This is a genomic window from Marinomonas sp. TW1, from assembly GCF_001625355.1.
Classification (GTDB): domain Bacteria; phylum Pseudomonadota; class Gammaproteobacteria; order Pseudomonadales; family Marinomonadaceae; genus Marinomonas.
The window spans coordinates 88877-107214 of sequence record NZ_JSEE01000014.1; the positions used below are offsets into that span (position 1 = coordinate 88877).

Genomic DNA, 18338 nt, shown 5'->3' on the forward strand with positions numbered 1-18338 from the left:
TTGCCCCTCAATTATTTAGCTGTTAATACTCGCTCAAGTGCATCACATAATAACACTAAATCTTGCGTTGAGTGTCCAGCACTCAGGGTAATTCTCAATCTCGCCTTACCATTTGGAACAGTCGGCGGCCGAATCGCAGTACACCAGATCCCCAATGCTTTAAGCTGCTCACTCACCGCCAAGGCGGCCGAACTATCGCCTATCACAACTGGCTGAATAGCGGTTTCAGACGCCATCAACTCAACCGGCAAATCCGACATACGCTGACGAAAATAATCGATGTGCCCAGTCAATTTCGCTCTCCGATCTTCCCCTTCTTGAGAACAGATCAGCTGTAATGCAGCCATGCTTGCGCCAGCCATAGCTGGAGAGATTGACGTGGTATACACATAAGGGCGAGCGAACTGAGTCAAGTAGTCCGCGAGATCCTGTGTCGTCGCGACAAAAGCTCCTGAGGTTCCAAATGCTTTACCAAACGTCCCCATTAACAACGGGACTTGAGCCATCCCTAAAGCGGATAGAGCTAAACTACCTCGCCCCTCTTTCCCCAAACACCCTAATCCGTGCGCATCATCAACCATAAAAGTCCAATCATACAAAGAAGCCAAAGCCGACAACTCAGATAAAGGCGCCATGTCTCCATCCATACTAAAAACGCCGTCCGTCACCAACAACCCACTTTGCTCGGATTTCGCCATCAACTTTTTAGCACTCAAAGGGTTGGCATGAAGATAGCGACGCATTGGCGCCTGCGCTAACTGAGCACCATCAATTAAAGAAGCATGATTTAATTTATCTTGAATGACAGGGCGTTGCTTATTCGCTAAGGCAGAGATAACCCCGAGATTGGCCATGTACCCCGTACTAAATAACAAAACACGCTCATACCCAAGCCATTCAGCCAAAGCGTCTTCCAGTCTTTGATGAGGAGTAAGGTGCCCTGCCACCAAATGTGAGGCACCGCCACCCACACCATATTCATCAGCCGTTTGCTGCATGGCTCGAATTAATGAAGGATGATTTGCCAACCCCAAATAATCGTTAGAGCAAAACGCAGTATAAGGCTGACCATTGATTTGAGTATGGGGAACTTGAGGACTATCTAAGGTAACCGTGTGACGCATCAGGTCTTGACGACGCCGTTCATCAAGCGCCGCCAACACCCATGAAGGCGTATTAAACGCTGGCTTCATAGAAAAACTTAGCATCTTCTTGTTTGACGACTTGAGCCGCAATGGCTTCGACCACCGCTTCGTCAGAATGCTCTTCTCGCTTCTCTGGGTTGATACCCAATTTTGCAAACAACGCCATGTCTTTATCTGCTTCAGGGTTACCTGTGGTTAGCAGTTTCTCGCCATAGAAAATGGAGTTTGCACCAGCCATGAAGCATAACGCTTGTGTCTGTTCATTCATTCCTTGGCGGCCAGCCGATAAACGCACATGAGATTTAGGCATAATGATTCGAGCCACCGCGATGGTGCGAATGAATTCAAATGTGTCTAAGTCATCTACATTCTCAAGCGGTGTGCCCTCTACTTTTACCAGCATATTGATTGGCACACTTTCTGGGTGTGGTTGCATTTGCGACAATTGACGCAACAATCCAACGCGATCCTTTTGCTCTTCACCCATCCCCATAATGCCGCCACAACATAACTTAATGCCCGAATCACGGACACGAGAAAGAGTATCCAAACGGTCTTGATAACTACGAGTCGTGATAATGCTGTCGTAATATTCCGCTGAAGTATCTAAGTTATGATTGTAATAATCCAAACCGGCATCCGAAAGACGTTTAGCTTGATCATCATTCAACGTACCTAAGGTAACGCAAGACTCTAAACCAAGAGACTTAACCCCTTTGATCATTTCCAATACGTAAGGAAAATCTTTTTCCGAAGGGTGCTTCCAAGCCGCGCCCATACAGAAACGACTGGCACCCTTTTCTTTTGCAAGAGCGGCCTCTTCAAGCACCTTTCTCACTTCCATTAATTTCTCTTTTTCAAGCTCTGTATTATAGTGACCACTTTGCGGACAATATTTACAGTCTTCCGGACAAGCACCTGTTTTAATGGATAAAAGGGTGCTTACCTGAACCTCATTAGGCGCGAAATTTTCTCTATGGACGGTCTGAGCACGAAACATCAAATCCATGAACGGAAGATCAAATAAAGCTTTTATCTCTGCATGGGTCCAATCAAAACGTGGACCAGAAGAATTCATTGAAGCGGTGTTTGAAACAGACATAATACCCTCGAACATGAAATAATGGAGCAATACTAATGGACTGGAAATTGCTGTCAACTACAAAATTTAAAGAGATTTACTACAGGTTGATTTTTAGACAGTGCTATTTATGCCAATCCTCTAGCAAACACACCTTTTGCCATCACTGCCAAAAAGGCCTTAACCCAAACCTAATTTGTTGCCAGCAATGTAAACGCCCCAGCAACCAAACACAATTGATCTGCGGACAGTGCCAACGCAACAAACCAAGCTATCAAGTTTGCGTTGCTCCTTATCTATTTAACGGCACCATGAGAACCCTTATCCATCAGATTAAATTTAACCATGGCGGGCATTTTATTCGCCCACTGACAGAACGCATGTGTCAACATTTAGTATCCGAATATCAATCTCGTCTCTGGCCACAACAACTGCTCTTTGTCCCAAGCCACCCCAAGCGCATTCGACAACGAGGCTTTTGCCAAACTCAACTTATGGCCAAGCAGCTGCACAAACAACTTCAACCAATACTCGGAAAAGCGACACCAAACCTTCCCAAGACAAACCCGATCATCAAGATGATACACAGCCAAGCGCAACACACCCTGCCTCGTAAAGCTCGATTAACCGCCCCCAACAAAAGCTATCAGATACAAGGTCAGATTGCGGAACATGTGGCGTTATTTGATGATGTTATGACAACAGGCAGCACAATCGAAGCCTGCTGCAAGCAACTATTAAAAGCCGGCGCTAAACGCATTGATGTTTGGGTCATTGCCAGAACACCAGACAAACCTCATTAACCTAAGGAAGGTGCGAATAAGTCTACTAAGACTCAGTCTTTTAGAGAAATCGTCACATAAGGCGCGATTCTGAAGGAATGTAGGTACCTTTCAAAGAGTCGCAACGCAGTTGGACGTTTTCTCTGAAAGACCCGCAGAGCATGGTCTAAAAGACTGTTATTCTTTGTTGAGTGCCTCAACAATAGGCCAACTATTTCACATTCGGCACTCGCCTTGAATAACAGGCTTTTATCCACATGCTGAGGCAAGAGGACTTGTTCACACCTTCCCTAACCTCTGGTCATTTATATTGGCTTTGTTTAGTATGCCCGCAGAATCCATAAAGGCGTCACATTATGCAAGATGAGCTATCACAACAAGATTATTTAGCACTAGACAAACAACTACTCTGGCACCCTTACACCTCTATGAGCCACCCAAGCCCACAGTTTTTGGTCGACAGCGCCCAAGGTTGTGAAATCACCTTAAGCAATGGTCAAACTCTCATTGACGGCATGTCTTCTTGGTGGAGTGTCATTCATGGCTATAATCACCCAACCATGAACCAAGCCATACAAGCTCAGTTAAGTCAGTTTGCCCATGTCATGTTTGGTGGCTTAACACACAAACCGGCTATTCAGCTCGCCAAACAACTGATCGAAATAACGCCAGAGCCATTACAACGAGTCTTTTTCTCAGACTCGGGCTCCGTTTCTGTGGAAGTGGCTTTAAAAATGGCGATCCAATACTGGCATACCCAAGGCAAAGCCGACAAACAATTCTTTGTCACACCAAGAAGCGGTTATCATGGCGACACGTTCGCAGCCATGTCAGTTTGCGACCCTGAAAATGGCATGCACAATCTATTCTCAGGTGCCCTCACCCAACAACATTTTATCTCTCCACCACCAACGGGCATACACTCGCCAGTCGACCCAAAATACCTTGCTGAAATCCGCCACGTGCTAACAGAAAACCATCAAAACATTGCCGGATTCATCATCGAGCCTGTTGTACAAAACGCCGGCGGCATGCGCTTTTACAATCCAGATTATCTCAATCACATTCGCTCACTCTGTGACGAATTCGACATCTTGCTGATCTTTGATGAAATTGCCACAGGCTTTGGCCGAACGGGAAAACTCTTTGCCACCGAACACAGCAACATTTGCCCTGATATTATGTGTGTTGGTAAAGCCCTAACGGGGGGCTATATGACCTTAGCCGCCACTTTAACTAACGATAAAGTGGCCCTTGGCATTAGCGAAAACGGCGGAGTATTCATGCACGGGCCAACCTTTATGGCTAACCCTTTAGCCTGTGCTGCCGCGAACGCCAGCTTATCCTTACTAGACTCTACTGACATCAGCCAAACCGTTGCCCAACTTGAAGACTGGCTTAATGAAGCGCTCTCACCTTGTTTGTCATTAGACCCTGTCAAAGATGTCCGTTGCTTAGGTGCCATTGGCGTCGTCGAACTTCATGAGCCAATCGACCTAAACGAAATACAACCTAAGTTCGTTGAACTTGGCGTTTGGATTCGCCCATTTGGAAGACTCATCTATCTAATGCCACCTTATGTCATCAGCCAGCAAAACGTTCAAAAGCTGGGACAAGCCATCCACACCATTCTCAATCAATAGAATAAAAAAAGCCCTTTGCGAATCACTTCAAGCAAAGGGCTATTTCATTCAGACTGATGTTAACTCTAAAAACCTCTATTGCTTCATGCGCTCAGCAAGATTACCTTGCTCATAAGCCTCTTCTTCAATATGAGTAATATTCAACACAATATTTTCAGCTCGCTCGATACTGTTAACACTCAACTCATCAACCACTTCCATTTTGTCGTTTAAGTTACGCGCCACTCCGGCTTGCTCTTCTGAAGAAACATTAATTTGTGCGGTCATCTCTACTACACGCTGAATAGATGCCTCTATTTCACTCATTTTTTCGGCGACCTGATTCACGCTCTCAACCCCTTGTTGGGCCACTAAAGCGCCTTTATCTATGGTCGACGTGACATCAGAGGTTTTCTTTTTCAATTCCTCTGTCATGCTATGAATACTTTGTGTCGCATTTTGCGTGCGAATGGCCAAGGCTCGCACTTCGTCCGCTACCACAGCAAAGCCTCGTCCCGCTTCGCCAGCTCGAGCCGACTCAATCGCCGCATTTAATGCCAATAGATTCGTCTGCTCAGCAATATCACTAATCGAATGAACTAACTCGTTAATCTTATCGCTTTGCTCAGATAACACAGAAACCACTTGTTTGGCATCAGCCACCTCTTGGTAAACCTGACCAATCGTAGTGCCTGTTTGCTGCGCAAGGTGACGACTTTCCAGTGTTAAACTGCCGACCGCTTCTGTCGCTTCAACGGCCACCTGAATATGAGATGACACTTGAGTCACACTAGAAAGCAGCTGTGAACTTGCTGCCACAACGTCTTGGAACGTTCCACGCTGTTTGTTAAAGTTCGTCAAATTGGTGGTCACGCTGGCTTTCGCGTCCGAAGCCCGCTTACTTAATTGATTCGCCCCTTCTTTCAGACGATAACGAAATGTATGGCCGGCCGCTTCTTGATGAATTTTATCAAAGCGAATGGCGGCCTTGGCCCCCACAGAGCGACAATACAGATACTGCCCAATCGGATTCTTCGACTCTTCAGATAACAAAGCAACCAACTCATTAACAGACTGACTTTGAAGAAACACCAACCCCGCTCCCAACAAGGCCAATAGAGGCGCTAACACCTGATAAAATAGATTTCCAGACAACACACCAGCACAAGCCAATAATAGGAAACACAAGAACACAGGCCAGCTCGCATTCGCCAAATGTGAGGCCACTTTAGTAGACCAAGGTAAAAGACTTTTTCCCGCATTAATTCGATCATAAATGGATTGAGCATGCTGTTTTTCAGCCTTCGTCGCTTTTCGACGGACGGATTCATAACCAATGACTTTACTGCCATCCAACAGGGGACTCACGTGAGCGCTCACCCAATAATGATCGCCATTTTCACAACGGTTCTTCACTATCCCCATCCAACTGCGACCCTGTTTTAGATTCGCCCACATATCAGCAAACACAGCAGATGGCACATCTGGGTGTCGAATCAAATTATGAGGCGCACCAATAAGGCTCGCTTGCTGATAACCCGCCACCTCACAAAACGCATCATTAACAAAGGTAATTCGCCCTTTCACATCCGTGCTGGATACTAAAACATCGCTTTCAGGGAAATCATTTTCCTTTCCAGTTACAGGCATCTTACGCATACATCATCCTCGACCTAATCGTTATTATTTTAAGATGCGAGCCATCGCATCCAAGCTCATTCTTAGTCACACATTATTCGTCATCAAAATCACGGTAAGCATCTGGCGCTAAGTCTTCGAAGCGAGTGTACTTACCTACAAAGGCCAAGCGACAAGTACCAATTGGCCCATTACGTTGCTTACCAATAATAATTTCGGCAATTCCTTTATGTGGCGTATCTTCATGATACACCTCATCACGGTATACAAAGGAGATCACATCCGCATCCTGCTCAATCGCTCCGGATTCACGCAAATCCGAGTTAACTGGGCGCTTATTGGGGCGGTTCTCCAAACTACGGTTTAGCTGGGAAAGGGCCACCATAGGGCAATCCATTTCTTTGGCTATGGCTTTTAAAGACCGAGATATTTCAGAAATTTCATTCGTTCGACCTTCAGTAAAACCTGGAATCTGCATTAATTGAAGGTAATCGACCATAATCATGGCCACACCTCCATGCTCTCGGGCAATACGACGAACGCGAGATCGCATCTCAGTCGGACTAATACCACCCGTATCATCAATGAATAACTTTCTGTCTTTCAGCATTTTCACTGCAGACATCAATTTATCCCAGTCTTCTTGAATCAACTGTCCCGAACGCATACGCGTTTGATCAATTCGCCCTAGCGACGACAACATACGCATCATCAAGGACTCTGAAGGCATCTCCAAACTAAACACAATAACAGGAAGATCACTGATCATCGCGGCATTTTCAACTAAGTTCATCGCAAAGGTCGTTTTACCCATAGATGGTCGTCCCGCCACAATAACCAAGTCTGCAGGTTGCAAACCTGCGGTCATAGCATCCAAATCGGTAAAACCAGTACTGAGTCCAGTGATCGCACCGTCTTGATGATAAAGTTCATCAATTTTATCAACCGTTGCACTCAAAATATCAGAAGCAATACGTGGACCGCCTTTTTTCTCACCCCCTTCGGCAATTTGAAAAATCTTACGTTCCGCCTCATCCAATACTTCCGCTGCTGTCATCCCTTCAGGATGAAAAGCACGAGAGGAAATATCATTGGTGGTCGAAATCAAACGCCGCAAGATTGAACGCTCGCGCACAATATCCGCATACGAAGCAATATTGGAGGCGCTGGGGGTCGCCTCGGCCACCTCAATCAGATAAGCCATCCCACCAATTGCTTCAAGATCCCCTCGCTTATCTAAGCGCTCACCAATGGTCACCACATCAACCGGTTCAGATTCATCCGCTAACCGAGCTATCACCGCAAAGATCAGCTTATGCTCAGGACGATAAAAATCATCAGCAATGACCAGCTCGGACACTTTTTCCCAAGCCTGCGGGTCCAACATCAAACCGCCAACGACAGAACGTTCAGCTTCTACCGAATAGGGAGGCAACTTAATAGAAGCCACTTCAGAATCATCTAATTGCACGCAACAATATCCATCTATAAAAGGTCAAAAAACAATGGGTTTAGCTTATCACGGCCACAAAAAAAGGGCATCTTGCAATCAGCAAGACACCCTTTTTTTAGCAAATAATTTATCGAAATAAATTATTCAGCTGTAACAGCCAATGTCACAGTAACAACAACTTCAGAGTGAAGTTGAAGATCGATCTCGAAAGAACCTGTGTGGCGGATTGTACCTTCAGGTAGACGAACTTCGGCTTTAGATACTTCTACTTCTGCAGAAATAACGTCAGCGATGTCACGAGTACCGATAGAACCAAAAAGTTTACCTTCATCACCAGCATTTGCTGCGATTGTGAAAGTTTTACCTTCTAGTGATTGAGCACGTGTTTCAGCTGCAGATTTACGCTCTGCTGCTTGAGCTTCAAGCTCAGCACGACGCTCTTCAAAGCTAGCCAAGTTAGCTTTTGTAGCCATTACAGCTTTTTTGTTTGGAATCAAAAAGTTACGAGCGTAGCCTGGTTTAACAACTGCAACGTCACCAATACCGCCTAGCTTGTTTACTTTGTCGAGTAGAATAACTTCCATCTCGATCACCTCTAATTAATCATTCGCTATCACTTGAGTTGGACGCCTTACCTTGGATCTTGGAACGTATATCCACAAAACTATCAATCACGCAAAGCGCGATCAAAAGATTCGCAAAATAAACATTCAGGATAAAAAATCCCACCAGGTAAAATGCGATCAGTCCAACAACCCCAATTTCTTTTTTTGCTAAAATACCGTGTATTAATGCTAACCCTGGCAATATCAAAGCAGGTACAGCGGCTTGAGAAAGCACCGAAAATGCCCCTCCTACACTTTCACCAATTAATATCATAGTGCCAAGCACTAGACTGAATGCCACAGGCAATCTTAACTGATGAAATTCACTACGTAACCCACCCGGATTATAGAGCCCTGCCTGCCACTTTCTTGCCAATAAAAGCGCAAGAACCGCAATCACCACTTGGAAAATGGACACTGCCATCACCGCCTGGGAGAAGATCATTGATCTTTCAGGTATATCAACCGCCTCTTTCTGTAAAACAGTCTGAACTAAGTCAACAGCGAAGTTCAAGACATCAGACATCAGCAAAGGTTGAATCAGGGTATTAAATGACGCCAGTAAACTGCCGACCAATAACACCCAACTCCACGACCTTGTTACTCTTAATAAATAAGCTAACAACGCCACATCTAACATAACCAGCAATGCTGTCGCATCGCCTTGGAGCATCCAGATAACGAAACCTGGCAAACAGCCCCAAGCAAAAACCGGTATTCCTTCTTTTACACCTTTACGAAGTACCACTAAACCTAAAATGGCAGCAGCCAGCCAAAACATAACAGGGATCAAGCCAAACGCCATAACACCTATGATGGCGTTACGACGTTTATTCATTACCCATTTAGCTAAACCACTCATTAAGGTACTTCTTGCCTATTAATTAAAGTGGCTATCAGTGTAAGGAAGCAAAGCAATGTAGCGAGCGCGTTTGATTGCAGTCGCTAGCTGACGCTGGTAACGAGCCTTAGTGCCAGTAATACGGCTAGGTACGATTTTACCAGTTTCAGTGATGTAACCTTTTAGTGTGTCTAGATCTTTGTAATCGATCTCTTTAACGCCTTCTGCAGTGAAACGGCAGAACTTACGACGACGGAAAAAACGAGCCATGAGTATCTCCTAATTCAAATAGATTAATCTTCAGATTCTTCAGTAGTTTCTGTAGACGCTTCAACGTTACGCTCTTCACGCTGTGGTGCAGAACGACGATCTTCACGACCTTCAGATGCTTTGATAGGAGAAACTTCTGTTACCGCATCTTTACGACGGATCACCAAGTTACGGATGATGGCATCGTTGTAGCGGAACGTTTCGTTTAGTTCAGACAAAACACTATCAGAACACTCAACGTTCATAAGAACATAGTGTGCTTTGTGAATTTTGTTAATTGGGTAAGCAAGTTGACGACGACCCCAATCTTCGAAACGGTGTACTTGACCACCATCTTCTGTGATTAGGTTAGTGTAGCGCTCAACCATTGCTGGTACTTGCTCGCTTTGATCTGGGTGAACCAGAAAGACGATTTCATAATGACGCATTTAAGCTCCTTATGGGTTCTTAGTCTCCACGCTTCCCCTGTTAAAAAGCTGTGAGACAAGGAGTATTGATTTACAGGGACGCGAATTATATAGCAAGGCTGCCTATTAAGTAAACGCATTAAACAACATTTCGATGCTTTCATGGCCTCTATCTAAGCTAAGCCGGTTTTACAGCCTGCTTAAAAGATCATAGAATCACACCACCTTATCGCGCTTTTATGATGGAACGAAAAAACATGGAATCACACTTTTTAAAGTACAGCCTGATCTCTGCATTGACGGCTCTCTCGTTATCGGCCAACACGGTAAAAGCCAACGGTAGTGTTGGTCTGTTAGGCGCCGTTTCTGAATCCATCTATAAAGGCGTTGAAACCGACACTCGACTTATCCCAAACCTTTCTTATAAAGGTGAACGCTTTTACGTCACCATACCCGACATCGGCTATCATTTGATTCCACAAACCAAAATGCAAGCGCTGTCAGCTGGACTGTCCTATCAAACAGCCGGCTTTGACCCTGATGACTCGGACAATAGCGACATCCAAAAGCTCAATGATCGCGATGACAGTATTATGGCCTTCGCCAAATACCGATTTGGCTTACTGTCCACCAAAATAGCTCAAGATATTAGTGGTACACACGATGGTTACTACATCCGCTTAGCTATTGGCTTACCCATACCGAACGGCAACTGGGTCTTTATCCCCTCTATTAGCCACCAATACACCAGTCGTAAAATGAGTCAATATTTATACGGTGTCTCACAGACAGAGTCAGATCGAGTTTCTGGCAGTATTGCAGCTTATAATGCCGATGCCACATCGGTCTCCAGCATTGGTTTAAGAAGCATTTATAAACTCACACCAAATACGAATTTCATGCTAGCGGTTAAGCACAACCAATACAGCGACAATGTATTAGACAGCCCAATTGTCGAACAAAAGCGCTCTAATTCTATTATTGCCGGCATTATCTATCACTTTTAAGGCGATCAAATCCCATGCAATCCATCTCAAACAATACAAAAGCCATGGCCTTTGGGCTGGGGGCCGTTTTTCTCTGGTCAACGGTTGCCACTGCGTTCTCCCTGTCATTAAAAAGCCTGTCCCCGACACAGCTTCTACTGATTGCCTGCGCTGTCTCTCTAATTTTTCTACTTGCCGCACTTGGCTATAACGGCCAACTAAGCCAACTTAGAGATCATGCCAGACAATCTTGGAAAGCCTCTTTATTCTACGGTGTTATTAACCCTTTCTTGTATTACCTCATTTTATTGCAGGCTTATGACCTATTGCCGGCACAGGAAGCGCAAGCCATTAATTACACTTGGGCGATTATGTTAAGTTTTATGGCCGTCCCTATTTTGAAGCAACGACTGACGCTCGCTGATTACCTAGCCGCCGCCTGTTGTTATTTTGGTGTTTTGTACATTTCCACCCGAGGCGAAATCACGACACTGGCGTTTTCCAATATCATTGGCGTAGGGTTCGCACTACTGAGCACCATCATTTGGGCGCTTTATTGGCTGTTAAACACAAAAGACACTCGACCAAATTTAATTGGACTGACACTCAACTTTGCCTTTGCTCTACCCATTATCCTGATCTTTGCCGCGGCAACTGGTGAGTTAACACATTGGCAACCCGAAGGCATTTGGGGGGCCGTTTATATCGGTTTATTTGAGATGGGAGTCAGTTTTGTTTTATGGAATCGAGCCCTGAAACTCACCAGTAATGCAAGCCAAGTTGCTAACCTGATTTTCTTAGCGCCATTACTGTCTATTGTTTGGCTGTCACAACTAGCTAACGAACCCATTTTAACCTCGACATTAGTGGGTCTTAGTTGTATTTTGCTCGGCTTATTTATACAAAATTGGTCTAAAAGAAAGTCATCTTAAAAATAATAAAGGGAAGCACCAATGCCAGCATTTGTCTATTTGCTACTGCCCATACTTTTTTGGTCAGGTAACTATGTCTTAGGCCGCATGACAGTCTCTACTGGCATTGACCCTTACACGATTTCATTTCTGCGCTGGAGTTTAGCTTGCCTAATCCTTCTACCTTTCGCTTATAAAAAGCTTTACCAAGAAAGACACATCATTCGCCAACATTGGCCTTTGCTCATTCTTTTTGGTTGGCTAGGGATCTGTAACTACAACTTATTTTTGTACATAGGTTTAACTTCAACAACCGTTACCAATGCCGTTTTATTGAACTCCATCATGCCAGTGATGATTCTCATCACTGCTCGAATTTTATTAGGCAACACAACAAACTGGCGACAAAACACAGGCATCATTATCTCCACAGTCGGCGCGATCATCATTGTTAGCCGAGGCAGTTTAGACACCTTTTCACGTCTCACCATATCAAAAGGTGACCTATGGATTTTAACGGCGGCAGTCAGTTGGGCCATTTACTCAGTGATGATTATCCGCCGCCCAAAAGACATGTCATTAATTGGCTTCTTTACTTGCACCGCACTTATCGGCACCGGGATCCAAGCACCACTGTTCTTACTTTTCAGTGAAACCTCATTAAGTGAACTGACTTATACCAACTGGGGCAGCATTATATACATGGGAATTTTTGCTTCGATTGGCGCATTCTTATGCTGGAACATTGGTATTCAAAAACTCGGCGCCGCCACAGCAGGACACTTCATCCATCTGCTACCCGTCTTTAGCATTAGTCTATCAGTGATCTTTCTTGGTGAGCGATTGTTTAACTTCCATTACATCGGCATATTATTGATTTTTACTGGCATCTTTGTCGCAACCGTTTTAAACAATATAAAGCCCAAAAGCACCAACAACTAACCTCTATTCCGCGCGATTCTAGTACTGATTAAGATACTCAAAAAAATCAGTACCACGCCCATAATGGCGTAAATATCTGGTACATGATGCCAGATCACGAGCCCCCAAAAGCCACTAAAGACCACACCAATATAACTAATAGGCGAAACGATACTGGCAGGAGCATAGGAATAAGCCTTGTTATACAAAAACATGCCAACATAGAGCGATATCATAACCGCCCCAACAAGAGGCCAAACATCAAATGGCACAGCTACCCCATCCCCCTGCCAAAACATCAAGGGTATGGATAGCAGGCAAGAGACAGCAAAATATACTAATAAGGTTTCTTGACCTGACACCTGATGGGACAGCATACGAGTGGTCACCATAGATAAGGCCAAGCCAATTGCAGACACAAACCCGACCAGATGCCAAGGATTTAAATGACTCGGAGTCGGCTGAATAACGAACGCAACCCCAGCAAAGCCGACCAACAAAGGAAACCATCTGGCTTTAGGGATACGAATACCCTGCATTGCCAACACAATAAAAGGCACACACAAAGGCGCACAAGTTCGCAATAAAGAGGCTTCAACGAGTGGAATATGATTCAGCGCCCAGTAATAAAACAGAAAGCCAATAAAGCCGCCGAAACTACGCAATAAATGGATACGCCAAACCGACCAAGGACGCTTTTGCCAGCGGCCACGCATTTGTGGCAAAAGAATCAAGACACAAAAAAGGCTTTGCCAAAAAACCAGTGTGGATACCGCAATAGTCGTTTGCGCTTGCTTGGCCGCCATGGCCGTCAAAGACATAACAAAGGCATAAGCAATGGTCGCTAAAATCCCTTTTTTGATTAACTCTCTATCGTCCATTAAGACTAAGCGCCTACTTCAATTCACTAAATAATTAAGCAATATGTAACTTAATCCATCTAGCTTGTCGAGCTTTTCGACTCACCCAAATATTGCGTAAACGCGATGGGAGTCTGCTTACTGGCTAAAACGTCCGACGCTTCATGGGCAACAACCTGACCTTGCTCTATCAGAATCACGCGCCCACCAACCAACAAGGCGTCACTGGGCAGATGAGAAACCAGCAAGGTAGTTAAAGAAAAGGTCTCTGTCACTTGCTTCACTAAAAACAGCATCTCCTCTCTGAGCGCTGGATCAAGAGCACTGAATGGCTCATCCAATAATAGGATTGGTTTTTTTCTCACCAGCACTCTGGCAATCGCGACACGCTGCGCCTGTCCACCCGACAAGGCCTGAGGATAAGCATCCGCTTTGGCGGCTAACTGTGTTTGCTCTAATGCCCAAGCCACCCTTTCGCATTGCTCTTCGTTTAAACGAAGATGCGGTGACAATCCGATGGCCACATTCTGCCATACTGTCAACTGCGGAAATAAATTATCGCTTTGAAACAAGGTCGAAATGGGGCGCTGGTAAGCAGGCAAAGCCAACAGAGATTCGCTCTGGTAATCCAATACACCATGACCTTGTAAAAAGCCGCCAAGTAAATGCAGCAAGGTGCTTTTACCTTCACCACTGGCACCCAATAAAGTTGTGATACCTTGATCAATCTGCACTTGATAATGGGCGTGGAAACGCTCCCAATCGTATTTTAAATCAACCTTGAGCATGCCACCTTCCCCCAACCACACGAGAAAACAACACATACAATCCCAAGCACAACAAAATCAATACCACGGCGACACAAGCCCCCTCTTCTAAACGATAAGCACCGATCAATTGAAACAAATACAAAGGCAATGAGACCATGCCCTGACTGCCAAATAATGCGATCACCCCCATATCTCCCAAAGATAACAGCAAAGCAAACGCAAATGCCTGTGCAACAGAGCTTCGCACCAGCGGCCATTCTATTTTGCAACGAGACCAAGCCTGAACCCCTAAACTGGAATACAGATGCCGAAAGCGACGTTCTTGCTGATAAAAACAGGGCATCATACAACGCAACACAAACGGCAAAGCCATCACGGCATTAACCCACACCACGATCCAATAACTGGATGAAAAGCTCAGCCCCAAATCTCTCAACCATAAAAACAAACCTGTCGCGATGACCAAACCAGGCACCATTAAAATCAGATTACCTAACTGCTCTAACTTTGTAGACCAGATATTGAGCTTTCCTCTTCCCATACAATAACGCGCTAACACACAAAAACTCAGTCCAAGCAGCAAGCTTATAAAAGCAGCTGGGAAAGCAATCTTGAGCGACACTAAAACCGCCAACCAAAGCCTCAATGAGCTAAGTGTGTGAAGAAACTGCGTGGAAAACATTGGATCGAAAATGGCAATAAAAGGCGGCAACACAAATACCAATACACATAGAAATGCGATCACGTCTAAACATTTGGCACCGTAGGAATCTCGAATCGGAAAACGGGATTGCGTTAACAAACTTGAGTCCTGATGATTAACAGGGGCCAGTTTGTACACAAAAAGGGCGATCACAGTACAAATGAGCACCTGCAATAAGGCTAAAAAGCTGGCTTTATTCAAATCAAAATCAAATCTTAATGCTTGATATATGGCAACTTCAAGGGTACTCGACTTAGGGCCACCGCCCAAGCTGAGCACCACGGCAAAACTGGAAAAACAAAGCATAAAGATCAATACAAACGCACCTGGTAAGGCTTTACGCAAATAACTCCATTCGATAAAACGAAAGGCAGACCATCGATCAAAACCTAACTGGTAAGCTTGACGCCACTGCCCCGTTGGAATCAATGCATAAGCCTGCAATAACAACCTAACCGCCAATGGCATATTAAAAAACACGTGCGCCAACAAAATGCCGGTCACACCATATAATGGAAACTCAATACCAGAAATCTGTGCCAACCAACCCGTTCTCCCATACACCACAACGATCCCCAGAATAGCAACTATGCTAGGCACCACCATAGACACGGAAAACAACTGCAACAGAAAAGATCGCCCCCAAAAAGAGCGATGAAATAAGCAGGATGCGACAGGCACCGCAATAACAAGACTCAGCAAACTGCTTAATAAAGCTTGCCATAAAGAGAAGCGAACCAAACGCCATAAATAAGGCTGAGACAAAAAGGACGACCACTCAGCTACATCACTGTAGCGCAATAAAGCCATCAGGCTAAAAGCCCCCATATAAACAAACAAGCCCACTCCCAGCATAGCGGGAAGCAGGCTTGATATTCTAATCATTCGATTCAAACTAATTCAGCTTATTCAGTGGTCGCATTCAACCATTCATTCACCCAAGTTTTGCGCTGTTCAGCCACTTGGGCCGCAGGCAATATCAAACTTGGCGCAGGCTTCATCGCCGATGCAAATGCCGCAGGTAAAGGCTGATCAAGATCAACTACTGGCAGCATCCAATTACCCGTCGCGATCGTTGCCTGAAAGTCGGATGTTAGAATGAAAGACATGAAACGCTCGGCTAAAGCTTTATTGGGTGCCGATTTCATCATCGCCGCCACTTCAACTTGAGGATAGCGGCCTTCTTTCGTTTCAATCGCTTGATATTTGGTCTCGCCTTCCGCCACGATGTGATAAGCAGGCGACGTGGTATAACTCAACACGACATCCGCTTCACCTTTCAAAAACAAACCATATGCATCAGACCAGCCCTTAGTCACCGTGACGGTATGAGACGCTAACTTCGACCATGCAGACGCGACTTCATCCCCATACACAGACTTCATCCAAAGCAATAAACCCAAACCAGGCGTACTGGTACGAGGGTCTTGATAAATCACTCTTAAATCTTGGTTTTCTACAATCTCTGCCAAACTTTGAGGAGGATTGACCAATGCTTCCGAATTATAAATAAACGCAAAATGCCCATGATCAAAAGGCACAAAGTCTTTATCAGACCAACCACCTTCCAAGTTTACCACCGAGGTATCAACGCCATGCTCAGCCAACAATCCTGTTTTTTTGGCGGCTTGCATCAAATTCAAATCCAGGCCTAATAGCACATCAGCAGATGAAGAACGCCCTTCTAATTGCACGCGAGACAGAATACCAACAGAGGAATCCAAAGCGACAAAGTTGACCTCACAATCACACTGTTTTTCGAAGTTTTCTTTAATCTTCGGACCAGGCCCCCAGTCGGATGCAAAGGAATCATAGGTATAAACATTGAGTGTTTGAGCCGCTAACGAAAGCGCTGAGAAAGACAGCGTAACCGTCGCCAAAGCAATACTAGAACAAGTACGAAAAGAAAGTGTTTTCAAGGTGTCGCTCCTAAAAATAAGTGAGCGGCGTATAGGTGAAACGGCAAGATGTGATTGACAGACTTGCTACCTCAATTCCTACGCCAGCATAATCTGGATCAGGTTCAATGGGTTAGCGAGCCCTCGCTTCTCAGCTTTGGTTTTTTTATCAACCAAGCACCCCATGAGATAATGAGCAATTATTGTAAAGAGTCCCCTAATGAAAGTCTATTTCATTCAAAACTCTGGTCACGGCACCTTGGCTTTTTTCTGCAAAACGTAGCGCCGACTGGCCAATCCGTAAACGCTGTGAAGTTTGTGATGCTAATACCAACACGAATTCAGTTAATTGCGCTTCGTCTTGGCACTGCAATGCTCCTTTTTCTAACAGAAGCTGATCGGTAATGTCTTGGAAATTAAACACATGAGGCCCCACAACAATCGCTTTCGCCAGTAATGCAGGCTCAATTGGGTTGTGCCCACCTCGCTTCACTAAACTGCCACCCACAAAGGCCAAATCCGCCGCTTGATAATACTGCATCAGCTCCCCCATTGAATCCCCAATGATCACTTCGTATTCAGACCACTGATTAAAAGCCACCTGGCTTCGCAACCCTACACGAGAAAATGCAGCTTGCGCCAAAGCAAACACAGACTCGAAACGCTCTGGGTGTCGTGGTACTATGATTAACAATGCTTTCGGCTGCTTCGCTAACAACACCTTATGAGTGTGCAGTACCAACTCATCTTCACCTTGATGAGTACTGGCCGCAACCCAGACAAAGGTTTTGTCAAAGTCATCGCGCCATTGATGTTGCTTCACGTCCTCTGGCACGCTCAAATCAAATTTAATGCTACCAGTGACATACACTTTTTTCGCACCCAATTCTTTAAAGCGCTGAGCATCCGCTTGCGCATGAGCTAAAAACTGATCCGGCAAGGCAAAAAGGTGGTGAGAAATGGCTGAGAATGTTTGATAACGTTGATACGAACGTTCACTCATTCGGGCATTCACAATGCTAATATGCAGACCTTTTAATTTTGCTTGTTCAAGCAAATTTGGCCAGAGCTCGGTTTCTATAATTAACAATCGAGGACAGGTTAAATGACGCAACGCCCGCTTCACCGCTAAGCGCCAGTCCATCGGTAAATAACGATGCAATGCAAATGGAAACACCTGTGCTACTTGCGCTGCACCGGTTGGCGTCATGGTGGTTACCAATAATGTTTGATTGGGATATTTCTCTCGCCATTGCGCCACGAGAGGTCGAGCAGCCAGCACCTCACCGACAGAAGCACAGTGAATCCAAAGGTCCGCTTCCACTTTTCCCCAACGGCCAAACGCTTCTTTGGCTCGATAGCCAGGGTAATTTTTTTTGAATCGTCGAACCTTCAAGCAAATAATAGGGGTCAATAAAGCCAGAAGGAAACGGTACAACCACATA

The 18338-nt window shown here is 45.1% G+C and carries 18 protein-coding genes and 1 riboswitch; of the genes, 5 read left to right on the forward strand and 13 right to left on the reverse strand.

Going from position 1 to position 18338, the window contains the following annotated elements:
* Positions 1 to 11: 11 nt before the first annotated feature.
* Together bioF and bioB are read right to left on the reverse strand one after the other, a co-directional pair.
* Complete coding sequence (bioF, locus tag OA79_RS13770) at positions 12 to 1193, reverse strand: 8-amino-7-oxononanoate synthase (RefSeq protein ID WP_063333814.1); 1182 nt, start codon at positions 1191 to 1193, stop codon at positions 12 to 14.
* Positions 1177 to 2247 carry a biotin synthase BioB gene (gene bioB, locus OA79_RS13775; RefSeq protein WP_197465398.1) on the reverse strand — a complete coding sequence of 357 codons (1071 nt, stop codon included), beginning with the start codon at positions 2245 to 2247 and terminating at the stop codon, positions 1177 to 1179. The genes bioF and bioB overlap by 17 nt, the downstream gene beginning before the upstream one ends.
* 290 nt (positions 2248 to 2537) lie before the next feature.
* Between bioB and OA79_RS13780 the strand changes: the two genes are divergently transcribed.
* Positions 2538 to 3029: a ComF family protein gene (locus OA79_RS13780; RefSeq protein ID WP_231908876.1), complete on the forward strand. Its 492-nt coding sequence runs from the start codon at positions 2538 to 2540 to the stop codon at positions 3027 to 3029.
* A gap of 335 nt (positions 3030 to 3364) precedes the next feature.
* Positions 3365 to 4651 (forward strand): adenosylmethionine--8-amino-7-oxononanoate transaminase, encoded by a 1287-nt coding sequence (gene bioA, locus OA79_RS13785; protein WP_063333816.1) that lies wholly within the window; start codon positions 3365 to 3367, stop codon positions 4649 to 4651.
* Between the two features lie 75 nt (positions 4652 to 4726).
* Here bioA and OA79_RS13790 read toward each other — a convergent pair whose 3' ends face one another.
* From OA79_RS13790 to rpsF, 6 genes are all read right to left on the reverse strand, one after another.
* Complete coding sequence (locus tag OA79_RS13790; RefSeq protein ID WP_063333817.1) at positions 4727 to 6289, reverse strand: methyl-accepting chemotaxis protein; 1563 nt, start codon at positions 6287 to 6289, stop codon at positions 4727 to 4729.
* 73 nt (positions 6290 to 6362) lie between these two features.
* Positions 6363 to 7739, reverse strand: coding sequence for a replicative DNA helicase (gene dnaB / locus OA79_RS13795; protein ID WP_063333818.1), 1377 nt, complete (start codon positions 7737 to 7739; stop codon positions 6363 to 6365).
* A 122-nt stretch (positions 7740 to 7861) separates the two neighbouring features.
* Positions 7862 to 8305: a 50S ribosomal protein L9 gene (gene rplI / locus OA79_RS13800; protein ID WP_063333819.1), complete on the reverse strand. Its 444-nt coding sequence runs from the start codon at positions 8303 to 8305 to the stop codon at positions 7862 to 7864.
* Between the two features lie 19 nt (positions 8306 to 8324).
* Positions 8325 to 9188 carry a hypothetical protein gene (locus OA79_RS13805; RefSeq protein ID WP_063333820.1) on the reverse strand — a complete coding sequence of 288 codons (864 nt, stop codon included), beginning with the start codon at positions 9186 to 9188 and terminating at the stop codon, positions 8325 to 8327.
* Positions 9189 to 9206: 18 nt separating this feature from the next.
* Positions 9207 to 9437 carry a 30S ribosomal protein S18 gene (rpsR, locus tag OA79_RS13810; protein WP_013662377.1) on the reverse strand — a complete coding sequence of 77 codons (231 nt, stop codon included), beginning with the start codon at positions 9435 to 9437 and terminating at the stop codon, positions 9207 to 9209.
* 23 nt (positions 9438 to 9460) lie between these two features.
* Positions 9461 to 9865 (reverse strand): 30S ribosomal protein S6, encoded by a 405-nt coding sequence (rpsF, locus tag OA79_RS13815; protein WP_063333821.1) that lies wholly within the window; start codon positions 9863 to 9865, stop codon positions 9461 to 9463.
* A gap of 236 nt (positions 9866 to 10101) precedes the next feature.
* On the opposite strand from rpsF, the gene OA79_RS13820 reads away from it, so the two are divergent.
* Genes OA79_RS13820 through OA79_RS13830 form a run of 3 tightly spaced genes read left to right on the forward strand, consistent with a single transcriptional unit; the run spans position 10102 to position 12683 of the window.
* Positions 10102 to 10851 carry a MipA/OmpV family protein gene (locus tag OA79_RS13820; RefSeq protein WP_063333822.1) on the forward strand — a complete coding sequence of 250 codons (750 nt, stop codon included), beginning with the start codon at positions 10102 to 10104 and terminating at the stop codon, positions 10849 to 10851.
* 14 nt (positions 10852 to 10865) lie between these two features.
* Positions 10866 to 11762, forward strand: a complete 897-nt coding sequence (locus OA79_RS13825) for a DMT family transporter (RefSeq protein WP_082825474.1) — start codon at positions 10866 to 10868, stop codon at positions 11760 to 11762.
* Between the two features lie 21 nt (positions 11763 to 11783).
* Entirely contained in the window at positions 11784 to 12683 is a 900-nt protein-coding gene (locus OA79_RS13830) for a DMT family transporter (protein WP_063333823.1), read from the forward strand.
* Here OA79_RS13830 and OA79_RS13835 read toward each other — a convergent pair.
* From OA79_RS13835 to OA79_RS13855, 5 genes are all read right to left on the reverse strand, one after another.
* Positions 12680 to 13543 carry a DMT family transporter gene (locus tag OA79_RS13835; protein WP_063333824.1) on the reverse strand — a complete coding sequence of 288 codons (864 nt, stop codon included), beginning with the start codon at positions 13541 to 13543 and terminating at the stop codon, positions 12680 to 12682. The two genes, OA79_RS13830 and OA79_RS13835, sit on opposite strands and share 4 nt — an antisense overlap.
* Positions 13544 to 13602: 59 nt before the next feature.
* Positions 13603 to 14310: a thiamine ABC transporter ATP-binding protein gene (locus OA79_RS13840; RefSeq protein ID WP_063333825.1), complete on the reverse strand. Its 708-nt coding sequence runs from the start codon at positions 14308 to 14310 to the stop codon at positions 13603 to 13605.
* A complete protein-coding gene (thiP, locus tag OA79_RS13845) occupies positions 14297 to 15880 on the reverse strand; it encodes a thiamine/thiamine pyrophosphate ABC transporter permease (protein WP_231908877.1) in 1584 nt (527 codons plus the stop codon). Before thiP ends, OA79_RS13840 begins: the two co-directional genes overlap by 14 nt.
* A 20-nt stretch (positions 15881 to 15900) precedes the next feature.
* Positions 15901 to 16914, reverse strand: a complete 1014-nt coding sequence (gene thiB / locus OA79_RS13850; protein ID WP_063333827.1) for a thiamine ABC transporter substrate binding subunit — start codon at positions 16912 to 16914, stop codon at positions 15901 to 15903.
* Between the two features lie 57 nt (positions 16915 to 16971).
* Positions 16972 to 17088: riboswitch (TPP riboswitch) on the reverse strand.
* Between the two features lie 22 nt (positions 17089 to 17110).
* Complete coding sequence (locus tag OA79_RS13855) at positions 17111 to 18337, reverse strand: 3-deoxy-D-manno-octulosonic acid transferase (protein WP_063333828.1); 1227 nt, start codon at positions 18335 to 18337, stop codon at positions 17111 to 17113.
* Position 18338 lies beyond the last annotated feature (1 nt).

Excerpts from the sequence above, each read along its gene's own strand:
- bioF (WP_063333814.1), bottom strand. The coding sequence starts at position 1,193 with ATGAAGCCAGCGTTTAATACGCCTTCATGGGTGTTGGCGGCGCTTGAT.
- bioB (WP_197465398.1), bottom strand. The coding sequence starts at position 2,247 with ATGTCTGTTTCAAACACCGCTTCAATGAATTCTTCTGGTCCACGTTTT.
- OA79_RS13780 (WP_231908876.1), top strand. The coding sequence starts at position 2,538 with ATGAGAACCCTTATCCATCAGATTAAATTTAACCATGGCGGGCATTTT.
- bioA (WP_063333816.1), top strand. The coding sequence starts at position 3,365 with ATGCAAGATGAGCTATCACAACAAGATTATTTAGCACTAGACAAACAA.
- OA79_RS13790 (WP_063333817.1), bottom strand. The coding sequence starts at position 6,289 with ATGCGTAAGATGCCTGTAACTGGAAAGGAAAATGATTTCCCTGAAAGC.
- rplI (WP_063333819.1), bottom strand. The coding sequence starts at position 8,305 with ATGGAAGTTATTCTACTCGACAAAGTAAACAAGCTAGGCGGTATTGGT.
- OA79_RS13805 (WP_063333820.1), bottom strand. The coding sequence starts at position 9,188 with ATGAGTGGTTTAGCTAAATGGGTAATGAATAAACGTCGTAACGCCATC.
- rpsR (WP_013662377.1), bottom strand. The coding sequence starts at position 9,437 with ATGGCTCGTTTTTTCCGTCGTCGTAAGTTCTGCCGTTTCACTGCAGAA.
- rpsF (WP_063333821.1), bottom strand. The coding sequence starts at position 9,865 with ATGCGTCATTATGAAATCGTCTTTCTGGTTCACCCAGATCAAAGCGAG.
- OA79_RS13820 (WP_063333822.1), top strand. The coding sequence starts at position 10,102 with ATGGAATCACACTTTTTAAAGTACAGCCTGATCTCTGCATTGACGGCT.
- OA79_RS13825 (WP_082825474.1), top strand. The coding sequence starts at position 10,866 with ATGCAATCCATCTCAAACAATACAAAAGCCATGGCCTTTGGGCTGGGG.
- OA79_RS13830 (WP_063333823.1), top strand. The coding sequence starts at position 11,784 with ATGCCAGCATTTGTCTATTTGCTACTGCCCATACTTTTTTGGTCAGGT.
- OA79_RS13835 (WP_063333824.1), bottom strand. The coding sequence starts at position 13,543 with ATGGACGATAGAGAGTTAATCAAAAAAGGGATTTTAGCGACCATTGCT.
- OA79_RS13840 (WP_063333825.1), bottom strand. The coding sequence starts at position 14,310 with ATGCTCAAGGTTGATTTAAAATACGATTGGGAGCGTTTCCACGCCCAT.
- thiP (WP_231908877.1), bottom strand. The coding sequence starts at position 15,880 with ATGATTAGAATATCAAGCCTGCTTCCCGCTATGCTGGGAGTGGGCTTG.
- OA79_RS13855 (WP_063333828.1), bottom strand. The coding sequence starts at position 18,337 with ATGTGGTTGTACCGTTTCCTTCTGGCTTTATTGACCCCTATTATTTGC.